The sequence below is a fragment of the Nodosilinea sp. FACHB-141 genome, assembly GCF_014696135.1.
In the GTDB taxonomy this organism is placed as follows: Bacteria; Cyanobacteriota; Cyanobacteriia; order Phormidesmidales; family Phormidesmidaceae; genus Nodosilinea.
On the sequence record NZ_JACJPP010000017.1, the window covers coordinates 13,751 to 31,187 of the forward strand.

Genomic DNA, 17,437 nt, shown 5'->3' on the forward strand with positions numbered 1-17,437 from the left:
CTATACTGAAAAAACCAATTCTTCTGTACTACCCTGCGACTCGAAGCTTTTGATGCCAGATCTTGTGGCCAGGATTTGATCGACTGACTCAAGAATTGACTTTAAGCCAGCCCCCTTAGAAAGGACAGCATCAGCTGAGGGACAAATACCTTCTGCAGAACAGAGCATATCGTTAGTGAAGAATGCAGACATCAGCACTAACAGAGGCGGTTGGCCAAGTTCACTCTTGAGCTTACAGATGAGTTCAGCTCCGTCTAAAGCTCTTTGGTAGCTTCTACCGGGCAAACAGAAATCAACCAGTGCCAAGTCGAATTGGTGAGCAACTGGAATAAATTGAAAAGGGTCTTGGAAAGCTTTAGCCTTAAAACCTACTTGTTCTAAGGAGCAGGCGAGTGCAAAGCCCCATGCTTCATTGTCATCAATAACAGCAACCCGCATCATCTTTAATGAAACCTACCTAAATTATCCAAGTATCATTATCCAATTGCTTCTAATCCACTTTTACTGCACGAAGCACTTCTATGAGTCCTCCTCGGGAAGGATATCTTAATAAAATCCAAAAAACAACAGCCCCTAAAACAACGCTCATACAGTTTTAAGAAGTGGTTTGGAATGATCTTTGGCTGTCTCTTGAGCCACTGAGAAATATTCAATTTTAATAATATTACTAAGCATGCTCAATTCTTGAATGCTTCTCAATCGCCTACTTGGCGAACAATTGAAAGACCCAGACAATTTCTGCACATTTCAAAAATTATGAGTGGTTATCTATCGTGTGGATGAAGATCTTTTCATCCACACGATAGACTAGAAGGCTCGCGGTGGCAGATAGGGTAGTAGCCATGTTATTCGCTGTTCGCCAAAAGGTTTTTCTCAGAAGCTCTTTTTTGGCAAGTTCAGCATTAGGAGGAGCACGCGGAATCTGCCGCACCTAATATTACGTCTTGATTGATAAGGAGAATCGGTTATGAAGCTACCTACACTTAAAGCAAAAGGAGCTCTTACAGCAATTACTCTAATGCTGCCTTTAGGGCTAATTGGAACAGTAGTTTGGGAGCAAGAAGCAAGGGCACAACAAAATAGCCCTTCAAAACTATCTGACTCCTTACCGGATGGTGTATACCTCTACAGTGATGTGCCGCAGCCTGACCAAATTCAGCATACCTACATCGTTTTTGAAAAGGAACAGGGCAAGGTCGTCGGAGCACTCTATACTCCTCAATCGGAATTTGCCTGCTTCACAGGAGAGCAGGAGGGGAATCAGTTAGAGGTTAAAGCTGTCCCATCCGAGGCTTCTCAAAGTTTTGAGGCCACCGCTAAACTCAGCGAACTTCATCGTATCGATTCCTACAGCACGAATGACCAACGCATTCTCTCGATCTGCAAGCAGGATGCAACTAGCGTTAATTGATGACCTCAGTTGCCTTCCGAGAAACAGGGTGCCGAAGGAGGCTCCACAATTTCATCACAAAGAGGCGATTTAGGTCAGATTAGAGGGTCATGAATTGGGACAGGGGCACTATTCCCCTAGAAGGGAGTGGCTAATTCTCTCAGCAGCAGGGAACATAGGGCATGGAATGGGTTCTGAGGCTCTATGGGCGTCTTTAGCGGTAAATCCCTACAGCAGGGAAAATATGTTGTTGAACAGGAACTAGGCCGCGGCGGCTTTGGCATCACTTACAAAGCCAGAAATACCGTGCTGGCGCAAGCTGTGGTGCTGAAGACGATCAATGATGCGTTGCGTCAAGAGCCCCAATTTGAGGAGCACCAGAGGCATTTCCAGGATGAAGCCAAACGGCTAGCCCGGTACTCCCACTGGGTAGTTGATACGGCTCATGTGGTCTCCTCTTAACCCCTCCCGCCGTGGAGTACCCATTGGGCATGTGACACTTGAACGAAAGGTTTTGTTTACAGACTTTTAGGGAATGTCCGTGTAGGGTAGCAACCCAACATAGCGGTACAGCAGAAACTCATCAGCTTCTAGGTTTGAGCTTAAGAGATTTGGCGGCAAGTGCATTGTTGTAAGGGAAACCGATTAGGTTCCTGAAGAAGAGCAATGGGAACCGATGCATACCGCTGTCGTCAATGTTTCCATCCCTTGCTGGGCAAAACTTCTTAAATTAATCATCCAAAATAAAAACTCATTCAGAGTTGGGGATAGATCAGGTTCGCTTAGGTTTCGTAGTCTTAAGCTATCCATATCGGGATCGCATCCTCAGTCAGTTCCTATGACAAGCAGTAATTCTTTAGCTTATAGAGGAATCAAGATTACCCTGATCATCTTGATGGCAATGGGGTTGACGATCGCCTCTTTGCGCTACAAGCAACCTGCTCATTGTGAAACACTTTGCAGAGATGCTCAATCCTGCCAAATTGGACAGTGCATGTTTGGTGAGCAGCAGGCAGGCTTCCCTCTGTCGTTTGTTCAAGATACGGAGGCTAATTCCCCTACAAGTGGTTGGGGTAAGGTCGGACCAGAAGATTATTTCTATGCGAATCTTGAGGCATTTGCCCTCAATGTTGCTTTTTACAGTCTCATCCTATGGCTGTTTCAAAGGCTGCTTAAATGGCTTTTTTCGTCGTTTCAAACCTAATTCAGTATCAAGGGTGCATTTTCAGAGAACAGCCTCTTACTCAAACTTTCTAGCTCTATCGAGTCACTATGAAATCTAACGTGCTCTGTGCCAAACTTCTCCTCCTAGCCGCCCTACCCGCTCTTGGAATACTTACCCCGAAACAAGCGATCGCCCTACCCGCTCCGGATCTGCAAGCCAGATTGCTGTCAGACATCGCCTTTCAATATGCAAAGCTGGGTGATTCGCAACAGGCATTTGCTATTTCTGAGCAGGCCCTGGAAGCAGCAGCGGCGATGCAACCCTGCTTCAAAGCAAATTCTCTAGCCAAGGTAGCGGGTAGCTACTGGCTAATTGGGCAGGAGACAGAAGGCAAGCGACAGGTTACAGAGGCCATTGAAACCGCCCGTACTCAGGAGGCAACCGGATGTAGTGGCAGTGCCACCTCTCCGACCGAATCGTTAATGAACCGGGCTGTGGAATTGTCCGACGAGGGGCAGTTTGAGTTAGCGATCGCGCTAGCCAGCGGGATGGGAGCCCCACTGGCCCTGTCGGAAATTGCAGCTGATTTGTTGGACGTAGGACAATCTCGGCGAGCGGACGAGTTACTAAAGGAAGCGATCGCCCAGACACAAACGATTAAGGAAGCGCTCGGCCAGGCACAAACGACTAACGATGCCTATTACCAAACGCAAACGTTGAACATGATGGGCATGAATCTGGCTCTAGCAGGGCATCCTGAGCCCGCAAAGATGGTGCTAGAACAGGCCATTCTGAGCGCGGAAACCGTGGAGACCGACAACCCCGAAAGGGCTTCGTTGCAGGGAAGTGCTCTGCTTTGGACGGCCCGGCAGTTTGTGGAGTTAGGTGCAAACGATCGGGCGATCGCGGTTCTTGATCAAACCCTTCCCAAAATCCGTAACCTTCCTACTGCCCCGCTTCCCCTCGATAAAGTGATTCAGTTTGTCGATGCGGCGCTCCTTTACCAGCAGGTAGGTCTAAACGACAAAGCCGTGGCGACACTGGAAGAGGCCCATCAGGTTGGAAAAGCCATCGCTCCCGCTAATGCCTTGCGAGGTCGAGCCGATGCGGATGCGCTGGGTCGAGTAGCCGTTGGCCATGCCAAAATTGGCGACTTTGAGCGAGCCATGCAAATTGTCGAGGAAATCCAGCCGGTCAGCGAGCGGCAGGGGGCATTGGGAGACATTGCGATCGCCTATGCCGCAGCAGGTAATTTAGACGAGGCAGTCAAACTGGCGGAGTCTAACCCCAACCGTAACGGTGCGATGATCGGCATCGTCAGACACTATTTGCAAGAAAAGCAGCTAGATCAGGCGTGGCAGGTTGTTCAGGTACAGCAGGTCAAAGGCATCTTGTCAGAAGTGGCAGTTGGGTATCTCGATGCAGGCCAGCCTGAGCGGGCGTTGCAGCTCGTTCAAACCGGCAAGCTAGAGGGATTTATGCCAGACATCATGCAGGGCTATGCTGCGGCTGGGCAACCGGAGCAGGCAATGGAACTGGCTCAAAGTGAAGGCATCGAATGGCTCCTGCCCTCGGTGGTGCAAGGATTTGCTCAGCAAGGGCAGTTTGATGCTGCTTTGCAAACGGCGCAATCGATTGTCGAGCCGGTCGATCGCGCACAGGCGTTGATTGCGATCGCTCGTGCCTATACTGAGCCACCGGCTGAGGCACAAGGGATACGACGGTTCGTGACGCGGACGCAGGATAGGATTGTCGGGCTGTTTGGCACCTCCGATCGTGAACGAGCAGCTGAGGTGTTGGTACAAGCTCTACAAGCGACTCAATCTATCTCCTCAGAGGAATGAGGGATGTGGGAGCGCAAGCAGTCGTTTTTGCGTTCTAAAACCGTCGTACTACTGTCGCACATCAGGCCGCTGGAGCTGCCGTCGGAGGCATTGTCGATGACGCGCGCGATCAGCTCTGAAGCCTACCGCGTCAGTACTATGACTAAGTTGAATGCATCGGCTGAGACGCAGTACAACCATTCTGGTGCAACGGACTAACGGAGTTACTTTTAGGATTACAAATTCTTTTGTAGTCGCAGCCAGAACCGTTATCTGATGAGGACACGCAACCATTGCATTGAGTGACATTCGACTTGGAGTGCAGGTTGATGAAACTTAGCAGTCTTATCAGTAACACACCGATAGTGGTGTTCTCGCAGAGGTGCTGGTGCAAAACAACGTATCAGTAGATGAAAGGTCGCAGGCTTGCGAGCAAGTCAGGAGACAATTTATTAGCCTTGTGCAGGATTACATCACAAGGCAGCCAACGGGATTAACACGAATTTTTGGTGCTTTTGAGCTTACCCGCAAGCCTCGCTCGGGCTCCAAAGTCGTGATTACTTTCGCGACTTCAGCGGAGCAGCCATTCATTCCGCTGAGTTTAACCACACCTGAGCTCCAATTCATAGCCTGATTCTGGAACGTCGAAACAGCAAAGCTGATCCGATAAACATCATGACGAAAAATGCGTTCAGACCCAGTACACCTAACACACCCATAGATGCTTCTACCGAGGTCACCTGAGGCTTGTTGATGATCAGTGCGATCACAGGAACCAATGCCTGAGCGAGTGCTGTTGTAATCAACGTACGTGCCATTCCCTGTGGCCGAAAACGCGCCATGGTGGCACCGAGGATTCCAATGGCGAGCACTCCGAAATACATCAGGTTAACGGGGTTGTCCTCAGACCCGATGATCCCAACGGCAAGATTCATCCAGACGAGCAGGAACGCTGCCGCAAGGGCAATACCAACAGCTACTCGGTATGCCATAGTGCCCCCTTTCTTCGCTACCAGTTCATAAGCGAGACCTGTACCAAAAATGAGGGCACCGGCAACAATGAAGTCGATCAAGTCCCAGACCATTTGATCGGTAAACAGCATCGCTAACAAGGGCAACAGCAATATGGATGCTGTCCCGAGCGCAAGGTAAATAATGTTTTTGTTTTGCATAATGATATTTGTTATGTTCTCTCTCATAATTCCTGCAAATGTTTCGAGGAACATCCAAAGAGCGCAACCCAATAGCGCTCGTCTTTCCTCGGCACGCTCTCGGAGAAGATCAGTGAAAGTTTGCTTCATTCCCTCACCAAACCGCTCATAGTACGGCTTTGAATAGAGACGAAGCAGTTTTGCATACCAGTTTCGGTATCGTCGTATTAAGCGTTCAGATGTCATACGCAAAAGTATTCGGAAAGATCCGCTTCTGTTGTGCAACCATCAAAATTTCGCTGTATCGCTCCAATTCCGCGGCGAGTGCTTTTTTACCGAGTCCGGTGATTTTGTAATAGATCCGCCGCTCGTCGTCCATTGTTGGGTCTATCTTTTTGTCGCTCTCACCTATCAATCCCGCCTTGATCATGCGACCAATCGAGCCGTAGAGCGTTCCAGGCCCCATCTTTACCTTTCCCTGTGAATCCGACTCGACCTGCTTCATGATTTCATAGCCATGGCTCTCCTGTGTGGAGAGTGCAAGAAGGATATAAAACACTGCTGGAGTAAGGGGTTTATGGGTTGTATTCTTTTTAGCCATGCTTCATACTATATCCGCTGCGGATATATGTCAATGCGATACCAAGAGGCAGCGATCGCGCTCATCTAAAACATAATCAGTGGCAATCGGTTTAGACTGCGTTCTGATGCGATCGCCACTAGGTTGCAACCGTTTCAGACCATGATTCTGAAGACAGGGGATTAGGGGCGATCGGTGAAGTGTTTCGAGATCAGGAGTTGAAGTGATCAAAGGTGGTGTTAAGACAACTTTGAATGAGCAGACGATACTGCTGGAAGGTAGCCAAGGTGACCATCGATCAAACCGAATGCTCAATGGCCTCAACCTACTGAAGGCTTTTAGGCGGCTGGCGATCGCATTTGCCTAAAGCTAAACTTGTGGCGGTCGATGTGATGGCAGCGATCAAGTGCAAGGAATGTGGCCGCGATGCGAGCAGCAAAGCGAAGCCGTCCCCTACTTGCGGAGCACAAGTGACAGGCACTATGGAGTCGGTGGTTTGGTGGACGATAGTAGGAGTCTTTTCTGCCGCCGCACTGGGTTGTGCATATCTTCAGGACTTATCAAATCAGTGCTGTGCGGATGGGCTTGAGCGGGAGTCCGGGGGATTGATGCAATCAGCAAGAGCAGGATACCCCTGCTAAGTATTAGCTGTCCCACCGGTGAACTACTCAACCCACTCCAAAGCCACAGCTAAGCCATCCAGCTACCCCTGCGCGGGCCTCGACTAATTGGGGCAATCTAGGCTCAGCATATTTGTGATACATCCTGAGAATTTCCCACTGGCTGCACTGGCCGGTGGGATTTATTTTGGTCGGTGCTGACCATTGACCGCGATGCTTAAACCGTTTATGTGGCGATCGCGTGGTCAGGCTATTGGGCGGGCGGAGCGGGTTGCTGAAGGTTGATAAACGGGACGGTTTCGCCCGTCACTTGAGGGAGAACCCCGTTCCACTTTTCGATGGCACGTTGCTGGAGTAGTTCGGCGGAGATGGACTCTTGCTGAAGGCGGTTAGCTTCTGCCTGAGCGCGGGCGGTCGCGACCGTTGCCTCACCGTTGGCCTTTGCCTTCTCTACTTCCTGTCGCGCCCGCTCAGCCTCCTGCTTGGCCGTGATGACAGAGTTGATGGCAGCCTGCAACTCTGCGTCTGGACGGAGGGAGACAAAGCTGATGGAGTGGACCTGGAAGCCGAGGGGATCTAGGTCAGACTGAATCTCCTTGAGGACGGTATCGAGGAACAAGCTTTTCTGCTCTCCGTAAATTTCGATTGCTTTCATAGTGGAGCCGACTCGGTTGAAGGAGTCCTGCACCATACGTCGAACGTACACATCCGCAATCATTTCAGGGGACTGGCGAAACTCAGAAAAGATTTGCTCGGCCTTGTCGGGGGCGAAGCTGTAGGAGATAGCCACGTCTGCCGTGAAGCTAGCGCCCTCAGATGAGTTGAGGGTAATCTGCTCATTCTGGTCAGGGTTGTCGCTGCGCTCCCAAACCAGGTTTTGGCGGTAGGTGGGGAAGTTGTAGATGTCCTCGGTCACCGGGTTGACACCGTAGCGCCCCACCTCAAGGGTTTCCATCTGACCACGCTTGCCGCCTGCCTGGTAGACCTTTACACCAACATTGCCGGGAGGGACGGTAGCGCAGCCGCCGAGAAGAGTAGCAGAAAGAACGATCGAGATTCCAAGGGTCTTGGTCTTCATTTGATTTGCGCCAAAGCGTAAAGGACAGAGAGTGTGCCTGCCAGACCCAGGATTACTGAGGCTGGCAGGGCAAAAGGAAAGGCAGCATTGAAAGCTTCTTTTGCCAGCAGAAACAAGATGACTCCGCTCGCTAGCGGGAAAAATACGTTGAGCGTCTTCCGGATCATGGCTAAATAGGGTTCTGGATTTGTAGGATGGTCAGCCTTGCAAGCCTGTCCTTGAGGGGTAGATGGTCCAAGTATTCCCTGAAGTGTTCGATCGCTTCATTTCACTGATGACTCCACGTGCGATCGCGACCCTGATTCCGTTGTGCCCGTTGGTTGAGTAGCTAGGGCACTATGCGTCAACCCTAGCTGAAGTAGATAAGTGGATTGTGATTCCACCGTTCAACAGTTCACAACGCTTTGCCCAGTACACTTGGGCAGTGCTCAAAAAAGCGTTCTCAGAAGTATTCTCAAAATCGCGCTAACCCACTCTGAATCGCGTTACAGCAGGTTCAATTGCTGTACCTTGGGCTGGTCCACTTCATCGGGTATCGCTGGCCTCAGCTCTGCCAAATGGCCTTTCCAATCAGCCTCAGCATCGACGTAACCATATTTTTAGCCCCCCTTGGACACCATTCCAGTGCGGCCATCGGGCAAGACAACGCGATCGCCATAGTCAAAGCCGTGGGGGTTGAATTGGTGCAATTCATACTCTGCTGAGTTTTTGGAAATATGCTGACTTTGGGATCAATACATTTATTTTTCTGATGCTCGGCATTGAGATTAATCTAGTCTTAATCGCTCACTTATAGCAAAGGGCATGCTAATTGCTAGTTAAAATTGATTGCAAACCGTATCGTGGTATACTAAAAAATGTTTACCTGAATTAAGAGCTAAGCCTGTTAGGAAAATGAATGCTGACGTTCATCGACACTTAAAATCTGCTAAAAAAGCAGTTGCAAATTCAAACTTTGATCACTTTGCCGCTCGGCACTGGGAAAGAACAGTCAAGCAGAAGTTGCTGTAATCGCTTCGCTGTAGTAGCACTGTGCGACTTGAACCCCACCAAGTTTTGCTATAAATTGCTAGCCGCTTTAGATCCTAGTTGAAAGACAAGGGTGGTCACTTCAGTTTATCAACCTGAAGATGATTGTCATACAGTTTTTTTTGGGAATCTATTTAGGTTGGATTCGTAATCCATTCATTGGATTCGGAAAGTTGCATGGGTATTCCATGCAACTTCAATTTCATGCGCTCAATATTCTTCTTTTTGCCCCTGCGTTAACTCTTTTTTCACTGAGTTAATACCACTTATATCACAGCCAATTTGCTTTGCACGATGTGAAGACTCAGCAAGAGAGCCTTTCAGAATGTGCTTACTAGTTTGAGATATCTATCAACAGTTGGCTTTTACTCCTCTCTTTCACATGCCTCAAAAAATTTTCGTCATTGATTAGTTTGTCATGGTGCTTACTCCGCTTATAACCTCACTTGCGATCGCCTGTTTTGCCCTGTATCTCAGGAAAATGGCACAGGAAGAGATGGTCAGGATATTTGCCGCAATTGTATCGCTTCTAAGTTTGCTCGCAAGTCTTACTCTAGCTCCCTGGTTTATTCAAGCGTTACTTCTGATTGTTATCTTGATGTCTTGGCGTAATTCAGTTGTTCGCTAAATCTATTGTTGTTTTCAATTGTCTAATAATTCTTCTTCAGTTACTGCAGGAAAATTCAAGTGAAAAAGGAAAAGTTTCAAGAGGGTAGGATCAATGATTGTCCCTCATATTGCCTCTCAAACCGTTAGGTGAAACGAGTTGGGCTAGGCCAACTTTCGCTTGACGGATTACCCCAGTATCGAGCATCTATGGGAGATTATCTTCTGTGCTTACTTGATGATTAGTTTCCATACAAAGCACTTCTGTCAGCATGCCCCAATATGGCTGGGGGCTCGGCTTTTTTGCCTCACCCTGGATCTTCTCAATGAACGGCTTCAGAAGCTTTTCCATGCGCTGATTGTCGATATAGCGGCTGATGGCATCGTTGTCGCCCCGCTCAGTGCTGGCCCCTCTTTGCCCGCGATAGGTACCATCGGCAGCGATCGCCTTGCAGTAGCCGCTGCTCAGCGACCCAATTTACGGATTGATAAGGGCTATGAGGTTCAGCCCATGAGCCAGCAAAGCGCCTTATTCTGAGTAGAGTTATTGCCAGAAGGCCGCAAACTATGTCTATCGCTACAGCTGAGAACGGCTGGGTCAATACTGTTGATGGTCAAACTCCAGAGGTAATCATCAGGGCACGAAAAATCCTTGAGGGTACTATCTACGGCACCCCCTCCACCAGTTCCCCCGATGGCTTGCCCTGGGTCTCCCCACTCTTCTTCACCTACGATTCTGACTGGAACCTGTACTGGTCTTCAGCAATGGTGGCCCAGCACTCTCAAAACCTCTATGCCAACCAGGGTCGGGCTGCGATCGCCATTTACAGTACAGATCGGGAAGAGGGCAAAGGCCAAGGGCTTTATCTCTCTGGCACTGCGGCTGAAGTAGAAACAGAGGATATGGATCGGGTGATTCCCCTTCTGCTAAAGCGGGCAGCTAAGGGCCAGCAGCGATCGCCTGCTGATTACCTCGCCCCATCCCCTCGACGGCTCTATCGGTTCCAGCCCCAAACAGTTTGGATCACTGGAGAGCGTATAGCCTTCAGTGAGACCGTTTTGATAGACACGAAGATTCAGCTCAATCTAGCCAGCCTAGTCACTAGGTTTTAGCTTCCTATCAAATCATCTACTCACAGCGTTTCTATTTAGGAAAGGTTCAACTATGGCCAGCTCGTTTCAAAACTATCCTGGCCACTGCCATAGACCAAATCTCCAAACTGCTGCCAATGCACAATTTCGTGTTCGGACATGGGCGGAGATGTGAGGGCAGCAAGATTATCTTCCAATAACTGGAGGGTTTTGGGAGCCGTTAGCACTAACCGAATAGCGGGTTGGTACAATCCAAAGCGATAACAATCAGAAGCTGTTGGCGGGGCAGTAAGCCAATCTGTAGGTTTTTGCAGGAGCGTTCCCCAACGAGTGCTTGTAAAAGCGACGACCGGGATTTTAGCGGCCTCTGCCATGGGAAACACGGTTTCTTCAGCCTTACGGTGAGCCATGTTGTAGCGATGCATTAGAACATCACAGAGAGATTCTTGGATAAGCTGCTGGGCGATCGCTCGATTATGGGTTGTGATGCCCACATACCGAATTACCCCATCAGATTTCCAACGATAGAGCTGATCCGCCAGGGCCCTTACCTGCTGCCAATCATCGGTAGGGGAGACATATTCGGCAAAGAGCACGTCTATTGTGTCGATGTCGAGGGTCTGCTGTACCTGCTCAATGTACTTTCGCCAATGGCCAATCTCTCGCTTCTCGCTCCCTGTAGCCACAATGACGGACTCTCTATGCTGCCGTAATAGCTGCTTCAAATCATTAACAATGGGGCTATCTCCAATGCCATAGGAAAAGAAGTAATTGACGCCAGCTTGCCAAGCCAGATCAACACAGCCCGCCTCCATAGTCTGCTGTACTGCTAGTCCAAGCATGCTGGCGGGGTTGCCCTGAATTGTTTGAATGTCCATAGCGGTTTTGTCTCCACAGACTCAAGAAAGGCAGGAAACCACTACCTCGACGTTAAATTAAATCCTTGACCCCTAAAACGCTACGCATTTTTATCTTCTTCAATGAAGGGTACAGCGATTGCATCAGCATCTACCAGCATCAGTCGATGGGCTTTGCCCTCAACCTTTTGCTTGAGCTTGTCCATTGTCGCCTCTGAAATATCACCCGGGCGTAGGCATAGTCAAGCTTGACCATAAGCAGAGCGATCTGCCCGGTGCCAATACCAGACTCAAGAAAGGTGGTGTCGGGGGTAGCCTGCCCCAGCCTTAAAATCTCAACCGTAAGCCGTTCAGACACCTCTGGAGCCAGGGTGCGGGTATTGTCGTAGAAATCAGCGGCTCGGTTGAAGGAAATGGCCATCAATTCTTCCTGGGGCAGTTCTAGCTCTTAAGCTACCAGCCGCAGGCGATCCACTTGGCTAACCATCATCAATTTAATGCCGATGCTAATTCAACTCCTGCCCATGATCCTGGTGGCTTGCTTGGGGTTTGGGCTGAGGCGAGCTGGGGTGCTGCACTCTGGCGATGCCAAGACCATTGGCAAGCTGCTGACTACGCTGGTGCTTCCAGCAGTAATTCTGCGGGCGCTGGCCACCGTCACCTTTGCCCCAGAACTTATCTACCTGCCCCTGTCTGCTTTAGTAGTCGTGGCGGGCCTAACAGCGATCGCCTTCTCCGGAGTTTGGTGGTTCAAGTGGGACAAACCAAAGGCTGGGGCTCTGATGACCACCTTTCCCACCTTTGAGGGCGGTGCGGTGGGGTATCCCATTATGCTGCTCACCTTTGGCGATCTGGGTCTCAGTCGAATTGTGTTGTTTGACCTAGCCCAGGCCATCTATCTGTTCACGGTGGTCTACTGCCTCTCCGCTTGGTTTGGCCGAGCTGAGGTCACAGGCCGGGCGGTAGCTCTGAAGCTGGCCCAAACGCCTTTCTTCTGGGCCATTGTGCTGGGTCTACTACTCAACGCTCTGGGCTGGATGAATGAGGTGCTGCTGGGCCTGCTGAACATTGCCGAGGGGAGCTTTTTGCTGCTGGTGCTCCTGCTACTGGGAATGGAGTTTCAGGTTCAACTTGCCTCTGTAGGGCGTTATGCCCTCCTGGTACTAGCCAAGATTGGCTGCGGGTTAAGCTTGGGCTGGGCAGCTACCCAAGCCTTTGGTCTTCAGGGTGTGGAGCAGGCCGCTGTCCTCGCCGGAGCAGCCCTACCCCCTAGCCTGCTAACCCTACTCTTCGCCCAAGAGAACGATCTCGACACTCGCTTTGTTATTAGCTTTATCTCCGCTGCGGTACCTCTTTACCTGGCGATAGTGACTCCCCTTCTAGTCCATTTATCGCTGTTACCCTAGCTAGGCTAGGTATCCTGGCACGGCCAACAATAGAAGAGCAATGGTGCAAGAGGCGATCGCCCTAATATGCCGTGAGCTTTAGTTGCCCTCACCATTGCAGTTGCACATTTTAGAATATAAGCAAATCTGAAAAATAGGCCATTTTCTCAATCACCCCAAAGCTAAAGATATATCTTTAGCCAAATTGGGGGCAGAGACAGTTTTAGTTCAAAATTGGATCGTTTAAAACAGTTGAACGCCAAACCTTTTGACTTAAGAGCGTTTTAGACATTGACACTTCAGTCTCGAAAACTATTTTGGGAAAACCCAACGGGGGTTCGAATCCCTCCCTCTCCGTTTTGTCATTGTGCATTGCCTGCAGGCTTGCCTATTCGGACTGGTGCCAGTAGTTCAATCTGGAGTTACGAGCACCAGTCCAAAACAAGCAGCGTTTTGCGCCTAATAGAGCCCAAAACAAGCAAGCAGGAGATTCAGGATTGAGCTTGACCTAAGCCGCCTGGGCTTGGGCTGGGTGCTTGCCCTCACAAAATTCCTCCACAATTTTGCTGTTGAAGGCGGGCAAATCGTGAGGGTTGCGGCTGGTGACTAGCCCCTGATCGACGACCACCTCTTGATCAACCCAGGTGGCACCGGCATTGCTGAGGTCGGTCTTTAGAGAAGGCCAGGAGGTGACGGTGCGACCCTTGACCACATCGGCTTCAATCAGCGTCCAAGGCCCGTGACAAATTGCCGCTACGGGTTTGCTATCGGCAAAGAACGCTTTGATAAACTGAACCGCCTGCTCGTTAGTTCTCAGCTGGTCGGGATTTAGCACCCCACCGGGCAACACGAGAGCGTCGTAATCGCTGGCCTGAACCTGATCAAGGGTGCGATCGACCGGCACTGGGTCGCCTTTGTCATGGTGGTTCCATCCTTGAATGGAGTCGCCCTCAGGGGCGATCACATGCACTTGGGCACCGGCTTGTTCTAGGGCCTGTTTGGGCTCGGTTAGCTCAACTTGCTCAAATCCATCGGTGGCTAAAATTGCCACTTTGCGGTTTTTAAGTTTTTGGGCCATGCTAAGTCTCCTGCGGGTTAAGGTTTTGCTTGTCGGTTCTAGATTTCCACCGCTCTCAGCCGAATTCTGCCCTTGAAATTAAGGCAGCACATCCTCAGTCGTGCTAAGCACAACCAGCATCCATTCACTCAATTTGACGGGCTGTGCTAGCCGTTGCGGATGCGTTGGTTACACCGCCTGCTAACTGGTCGGGGCCACAGGCTGAAGCTTGCAGATTTGTTGCCAAGAGCTGTCTTCAGCTTAGGTATCTGAACCGAGGGCAACGTCTAGCCGCGGGTGGAGTTAGTCCGTTCACGGCAGCGGTTTAGCCACACCTAGAGCGGTAGGGCCAAACCGCCGTCGCTAAACCTACCTCAGGGCAGACGAATGGGTCTACTACTGCAGTTGCCAACGAAAAGCAGGGATTAAAAACGTCTTTACTGGATTGAGAACTGTGATGGAAGATTGAGAACCCACAAGTCCCTTTTGAATACTTAAACTGAAGCTAATCAGCGCTAATTTGGACCACAGCTTTTTGGCAAAGCAGCGATTAGCTATGTCTTTCGGTTGATAGAGCCAGCTACATTTTCTAAAAATCGGCTGACATAGTTTGTCCAATAGAGCGATCGCGCGCTGTGTTGAAACAGCCTAAAACAGCGAGATTCTCCCCAGCGATCTTCAGCAGAGACTATTTAAGATGGAGCGAGTTCCATGAAAAATACCGCTATTGAGACCAAGCCTCACCGGGTTGTGATTGTTGGAGGAGGGTTTGGCGGGCTTTATGCCGCTAAAGCCTTGGGAAAGTCTCAACACGTTGAAGTCACGTTAATTGACAAACGAAATTTTCACCTGTTTCAACCGCTGCTCTATCAAGTTGCCACTGGTAAGCTGTCGCCCGGGGATATTTCATCCCCCTTGCGAACTATTTTGAGTGCTTACCGCCATGTCAGAGTGCTGATGGATGCGGTGATTGATGTTGACCCCCAGCAGCAGCAGGTGACACTAAACCATACAACTCTGCCCTACGACACGCTGATTGTGGCCACGGGCGTTAGCCACCACTACTTCGGCCATGACCAATGGGAGGACGCCGCACCGGGGCTTAAGACCCTTGAAGATGCCTTAGAAATGCGGAAACGAATTTTTGGGGCGTTTGAAGCGGCTGAAAAAGAGTCAGATCCAGAGCGGCGGCGGGCCTGGCTGACATTTGTAGTGGTAGGTGGTGGGCCAACCGGTGTGGAACTGGCTGGGGCCTTAGCCGAACTGGCTTTTCACACGCTTAAGGACGAATTTCACCACATTGACACCACCGAAGCCCGCATTTTGCTGCTGGAAGGGCTCGATCGCGTACTGCCGCCCTACCCCGCTGACCTGTCGGCCAAAGCCGCCGCATCGCTGAAGGATCTAGGCGTGACAGTGCGCACCCAGTCACTAGTAACCGACATCGAGGACGATATAGTGACGGTACGTCAGGGCGAGCAGACAGAGCAGGTGCGGGCCAAAACCATTCTCTGGGCCGCTGGAGTAAGGGCTTCTGGACTGGGCAAGGTGCTGGCTGCTCGGGCCGGGGCCCAGCTCGATCGCTCAGGTCGAGTGATTGTGAATCCTGATCTAAGCCTGCCCGAGCAGCCGAACATTTTTGTGGTGGGAGATTTAGCGCACTTTGCCCACCAAGGCGAGCAGCCCCTGCCCGGCGTCGCACCCGTGGCAATGCAGCAAGGGGCCTACATCGCCAAGCTGATTCAGCAGCGGCTTCAAGGGAAAGAGATGCCTCCCTTCCACTACGACGACGTGGGCAGCCTGGCGGTGATCGGCCATCACGCGGCGGTGGTGAATATGGGACGGTTCAAGCTGTGGGGCTTCCCCGCCTGGCTGATCTGGATTTTTGTGCACATCTATTACCTAATTGAGTTTGACAACAAGCTGGTGGTGATGATCCAGTGGTTGTGGAGCTATTTCACTCGCAAGGGCGGGTCACGGCTGATCACATGGGAAGAGAGCCGTCTGGATGAGCCGATGGTTGTGGATCAAGAGCCCCAGCGGGTTGAGCGGCATGATGCGCCAGAGCGCAGCTCAGGGGAATTCAAGGCACCGGTCATTGCAGAATCGTAGACAGGGGAGGCTGAATTGGCAGACGTAGTCATTGGTTTAGACTTGGGAACCGGCGGGGTGCGGGCGATCGCCGTCAATCTGCAAGGCCAAGTGGTTGCCCAAACAACCCAGAGTTATCCTCTGCTGACGCCACACCCCGGCTGGACGGAGCAGCAGCCTGCCGACTGGGTCGAGGCTAGTTTGACGGCTCTAAGTGAGGTAGCCGGACAGATTGAGGGGCAGCGAGCGATCGCCCTAGGGCTGTCAGGGCAAATGCACGGCATGGTACCGCTCGATGGGGCGGGCAAGGTGATTCGCCCAGCAATTCTCTGGAATGACCAGCGCACGGGGGCTGCCGTGGCGGAGATTGAGGCAGCGGTGTCCCGCTCAGACCTGATTCAGCGGACGGGCAATCCAGCGATTACCGGGTTTCAGCTGCCGAAACTGGTGTGGCTACGTAAGGAGGAACCCCAGGCCTACGAGCAGGTGCGACAAATTCTGCTGCCTAAGGACTACCTCGGCTATATGCTAACTGGCGAAGCGGTGACGGAACCCTCTGATGCCTCTGGCATTGGCTGTCTAAACCTGGCCAGCCGGCAGTGGGATCAGGACATCCTTACTGCTCTCGATATTAGCCCCGACCTGTTCCCTACCGTGGTCGAATCAACCGCGATCGCTGGACGGCTAAAGCAGGAACTGGCTGAGCGGACAGGACTCCCGGCAGGACTGCCCGTGGTAGCGGGGGGCGGTGACAATGCCGCAGCGGCCATTGGTTTAGGAATTTCAGACCGCAACCTGAAGCGGGGCAGCCTCAGCATCGGCACGTCGGGGGTGATTTTTGCCCCCTGCGATGTTCCCACCCCCGACCCCCAAGGGCGGGTGCACCTGTTTTGCCATGCCGATGGCGGCTACCACCTGCTAGGGGTAACGCTAGCGGCGGGGGGGGCCCTGCGCTGGTACCGCGACACCTTTGCTCCCGACATCGCCTTTGCCGACCTGATGGCTCTGGCCGAAAAATCTGAACCGGGGGCGCGGGGCGTGCTGTTTTTGCCTCACCTGGCGGGCGAGCGCAGCCCCTACCTCGACCCCGACACGCGGGGGGCTTGGGTGAATTTGTCGCTGGCCCACACCCAGGGCGACCTGATTCGAGCAGTGCTGGAGGGGGTGGCCTTTAGCTTGCGGGCAGCCCTAGAGGTAATTCAGGAAATTTCTCCGGTGAATCAGCTACTGGCAACGGGGGGTGGGGTGCGATCGCCCCTCTGGTTCCACCTACTAGCGGATGTACTGCACACCGAACTGGTCGCGCCTAAAGCCGAGGAGGGAGCGGCCTATGGAGCGGCGATTTTGGCGATGGTGGGGGTAGGGGCCTATCCGTCACTGGCGGAGGCGTTTGACATGCTGCCTGAGGCGATCGAGGCGGTGCAGCCCCAAAAGCACGCAGCCTATGAGGCGGCATTTGAACGATACACCCCACTTTACGAGTCGCTCAAAGTGGTGAGGTAGGGATGATGAC

The 17,437-nt window shown here is 51.6% G+C and carries 16 protein-coding genes; 9 read left to right on the forward strand and 7 right to left on the reverse strand.

Features of this window, described 5'->3' with window-relative positions; translation table 11 throughout:
• On the reverse strand, positions 1-441 hold the full coding sequence (locus H6F59_RS17985; RefSeq protein ID WP_190703233.1) for a response regulator: 441 nt from the start codon (positions 439-441) through the stop codon (positions 1-3).
• A gap of 526 nt (positions 442-967) precedes the next feature.
• Here H6F59_RS17985 and H6F59_RS17990 point away from each other — a divergent pair.
• The 4 genes from H6F59_RS17990 (at position 968) to H6F59_RS18005 (ending at position 4,399) form a co-directional block, all read left to right on the forward strand.
• Positions 968-1,411 carry a hypothetical protein gene (locus H6F59_RS17990; RefSeq protein WP_190703236.1) on the forward strand — a complete coding sequence of 148 codons (444 nt, stop codon included), beginning with the start codon at positions 968-970 and terminating at the stop codon, positions 1,409-1,411.
• 183 nt (positions 1,412-1,594) lie between these two features.
• Positions 1,595-1,852 carry a hypothetical protein gene (locus H6F59_RS17995; protein ID WP_190703239.1) on the forward strand — a complete coding sequence of 86 codons (258 nt, stop codon included), beginning with the start codon at positions 1,595-1,597 and terminating at the stop codon, positions 1,850-1,852.
• Positions 1,853-2,228: 376 nt separating this feature from the next.
• A complete protein-coding gene (locus H6F59_RS18000; RefSeq protein ID WP_190703241.1) occupies positions 2,229-2,594 on the forward strand; it encodes a hypothetical protein in 366 nt (121 codons plus the stop codon).
• Between the two features lie 68 nt (positions 2,595-2,662).
• Complete coding sequence (locus H6F59_RS18005) at positions 2,663-4,399, forward strand: lipopolysaccharide assembly protein LapB (RefSeq protein ID WP_190703244.1); 1,737 nt, start codon at positions 2,663-2,665, stop codon at positions 4,397-4,399.
• Positions 4,400-5,001: 602 nt separating this feature from the next.
• On the opposite strand, the gene H6F59_RS18010 is transcribed toward H6F59_RS18005, so the two are convergent.
• The 3 genes from H6F59_RS18010 to H6F59_RS18020 all read right to left on the reverse strand — a co-directional run bounded on the left by H6F59_RS18010 (position 5,002) and on the right by H6F59_RS18020 (position 7,807).
• A complete protein-coding gene (locus tag H6F59_RS18010) occupies positions 5,002-5,679 on the reverse strand; it encodes a hypothetical protein (RefSeq protein WP_206755219.1) in 678 nt (225 codons plus the stop codon).
• Between the two features lie 85 nt (positions 5,680-5,764).
• Entirely contained in the window at positions 5,765-6,130 is a 366-nt protein-coding gene (locus H6F59_RS18015; protein WP_190703247.1) for a PadR family transcriptional regulator, read from the reverse strand.
• Positions 6,131-6,979: 849 nt separating this feature from the next.
• Complete coding sequence (locus H6F59_RS18020; protein ID WP_190703253.1) at positions 6,980-7,807, reverse strand: SPFH domain-containing protein; 828 nt, start codon at positions 7,805-7,807, stop codon at positions 6,980-6,982.
• A 1,873-nt stretch (positions 7,808-9,680) separates the two neighbouring features.
• On the opposite strand from H6F59_RS18020, the gene H6F59_RS18025 reads away from it, so the two are divergent.
• On the forward strand, positions 9,681-9,980 hold the full coding sequence (locus H6F59_RS18025; protein WP_190703258.1) for a hypothetical protein: 300 nt from the start codon (positions 9,681-9,683) through the stop codon (positions 9,978-9,980).
• Positions 9,981-10,009: 29 nt separating this feature from the next.
• Positions 10,010-10,555: a pyridoxamine 5'-phosphate oxidase family protein gene (locus H6F59_RS18030; RefSeq protein WP_190703263.1), complete on the forward strand. Its 546-nt coding sequence runs from the start codon at positions 10,010-10,012 to the stop codon at positions 10,553-10,555.
• 50 nt (positions 10,556-10,605) lie between these two features.
• On the opposite strand, the gene H6F59_RS18035 is transcribed toward H6F59_RS18030, so the two are convergent.
• The gene (locus H6F59_RS18035) at positions 10,606-11,412 is read right to left on the reverse strand and encodes an aldo/keto reductase (protein ID WP_190703266.1); all 807 of its coding nucleotides are present in this window, start codon (positions 11,410-11,412) and stop codon (positions 10,606-10,608) included.
• Positions 11,413-11,551: 139 nt separating this feature from the next.
• Positions 11,552-11,812 carry a hypothetical protein gene (locus H6F59_RS18040; protein ID WP_190703270.1) on the reverse strand — a complete coding sequence of 87 codons (261 nt, stop codon included), beginning with the start codon at positions 11,810-11,812 and terminating at the stop codon, positions 11,552-11,554.
• Positions 11,813-11,894: 82 nt separating this feature from the next.
• Here H6F59_RS18040 and H6F59_RS18045 point away from each other — a divergent pair, with 82 nt between their 5' ends.
• Positions 11,895-12,797: an AEC family transporter gene (locus tag H6F59_RS18045; RefSeq protein WP_190703273.1), complete on the forward strand. Its 903-nt coding sequence runs from the start codon at positions 11,895-11,897 to the stop codon at positions 12,795-12,797.
• 487 nt (positions 12,798-13,284) lie between these two features.
• On the opposite strand, the gene H6F59_RS18050 is transcribed toward H6F59_RS18045, so the two are convergent.
• Positions 13,285-13,854: a type 1 glutamine amidotransferase domain-containing protein gene (locus tag H6F59_RS18050; RefSeq protein ID WP_190703276.1), complete on the reverse strand. Its 570-nt coding sequence runs from the start codon at positions 13,852-13,854 to the stop codon at positions 13,285-13,287.
• Between the two features lie 690 nt (positions 13,855-14,544).
• Here H6F59_RS18050 and H6F59_RS18055 point away from each other — a divergent pair.
• Both H6F59_RS18055 and xylB read left to right on the forward strand, forming a co-directional pair.
• A complete protein-coding gene (locus tag H6F59_RS18055) occupies positions 14,545-15,945 on the forward strand; it encodes an NAD(P)/FAD-dependent oxidoreductase (RefSeq protein WP_190703280.1) in 1,401 nt (466 codons plus the stop codon).
• Positions 15,946-15,960: 15 nt separating this feature from the next.
• Positions 15,961-17,427 (forward strand): xylulokinase, encoded by a 1,467-nt coding sequence (gene xylB, locus H6F59_RS18060; protein WP_190522418.1) that lies wholly within the window; start codon positions 15,961-15,963, stop codon positions 17,425-17,427.
• Positions 17,428-17,437 lie beyond the last annotated feature (10 nt).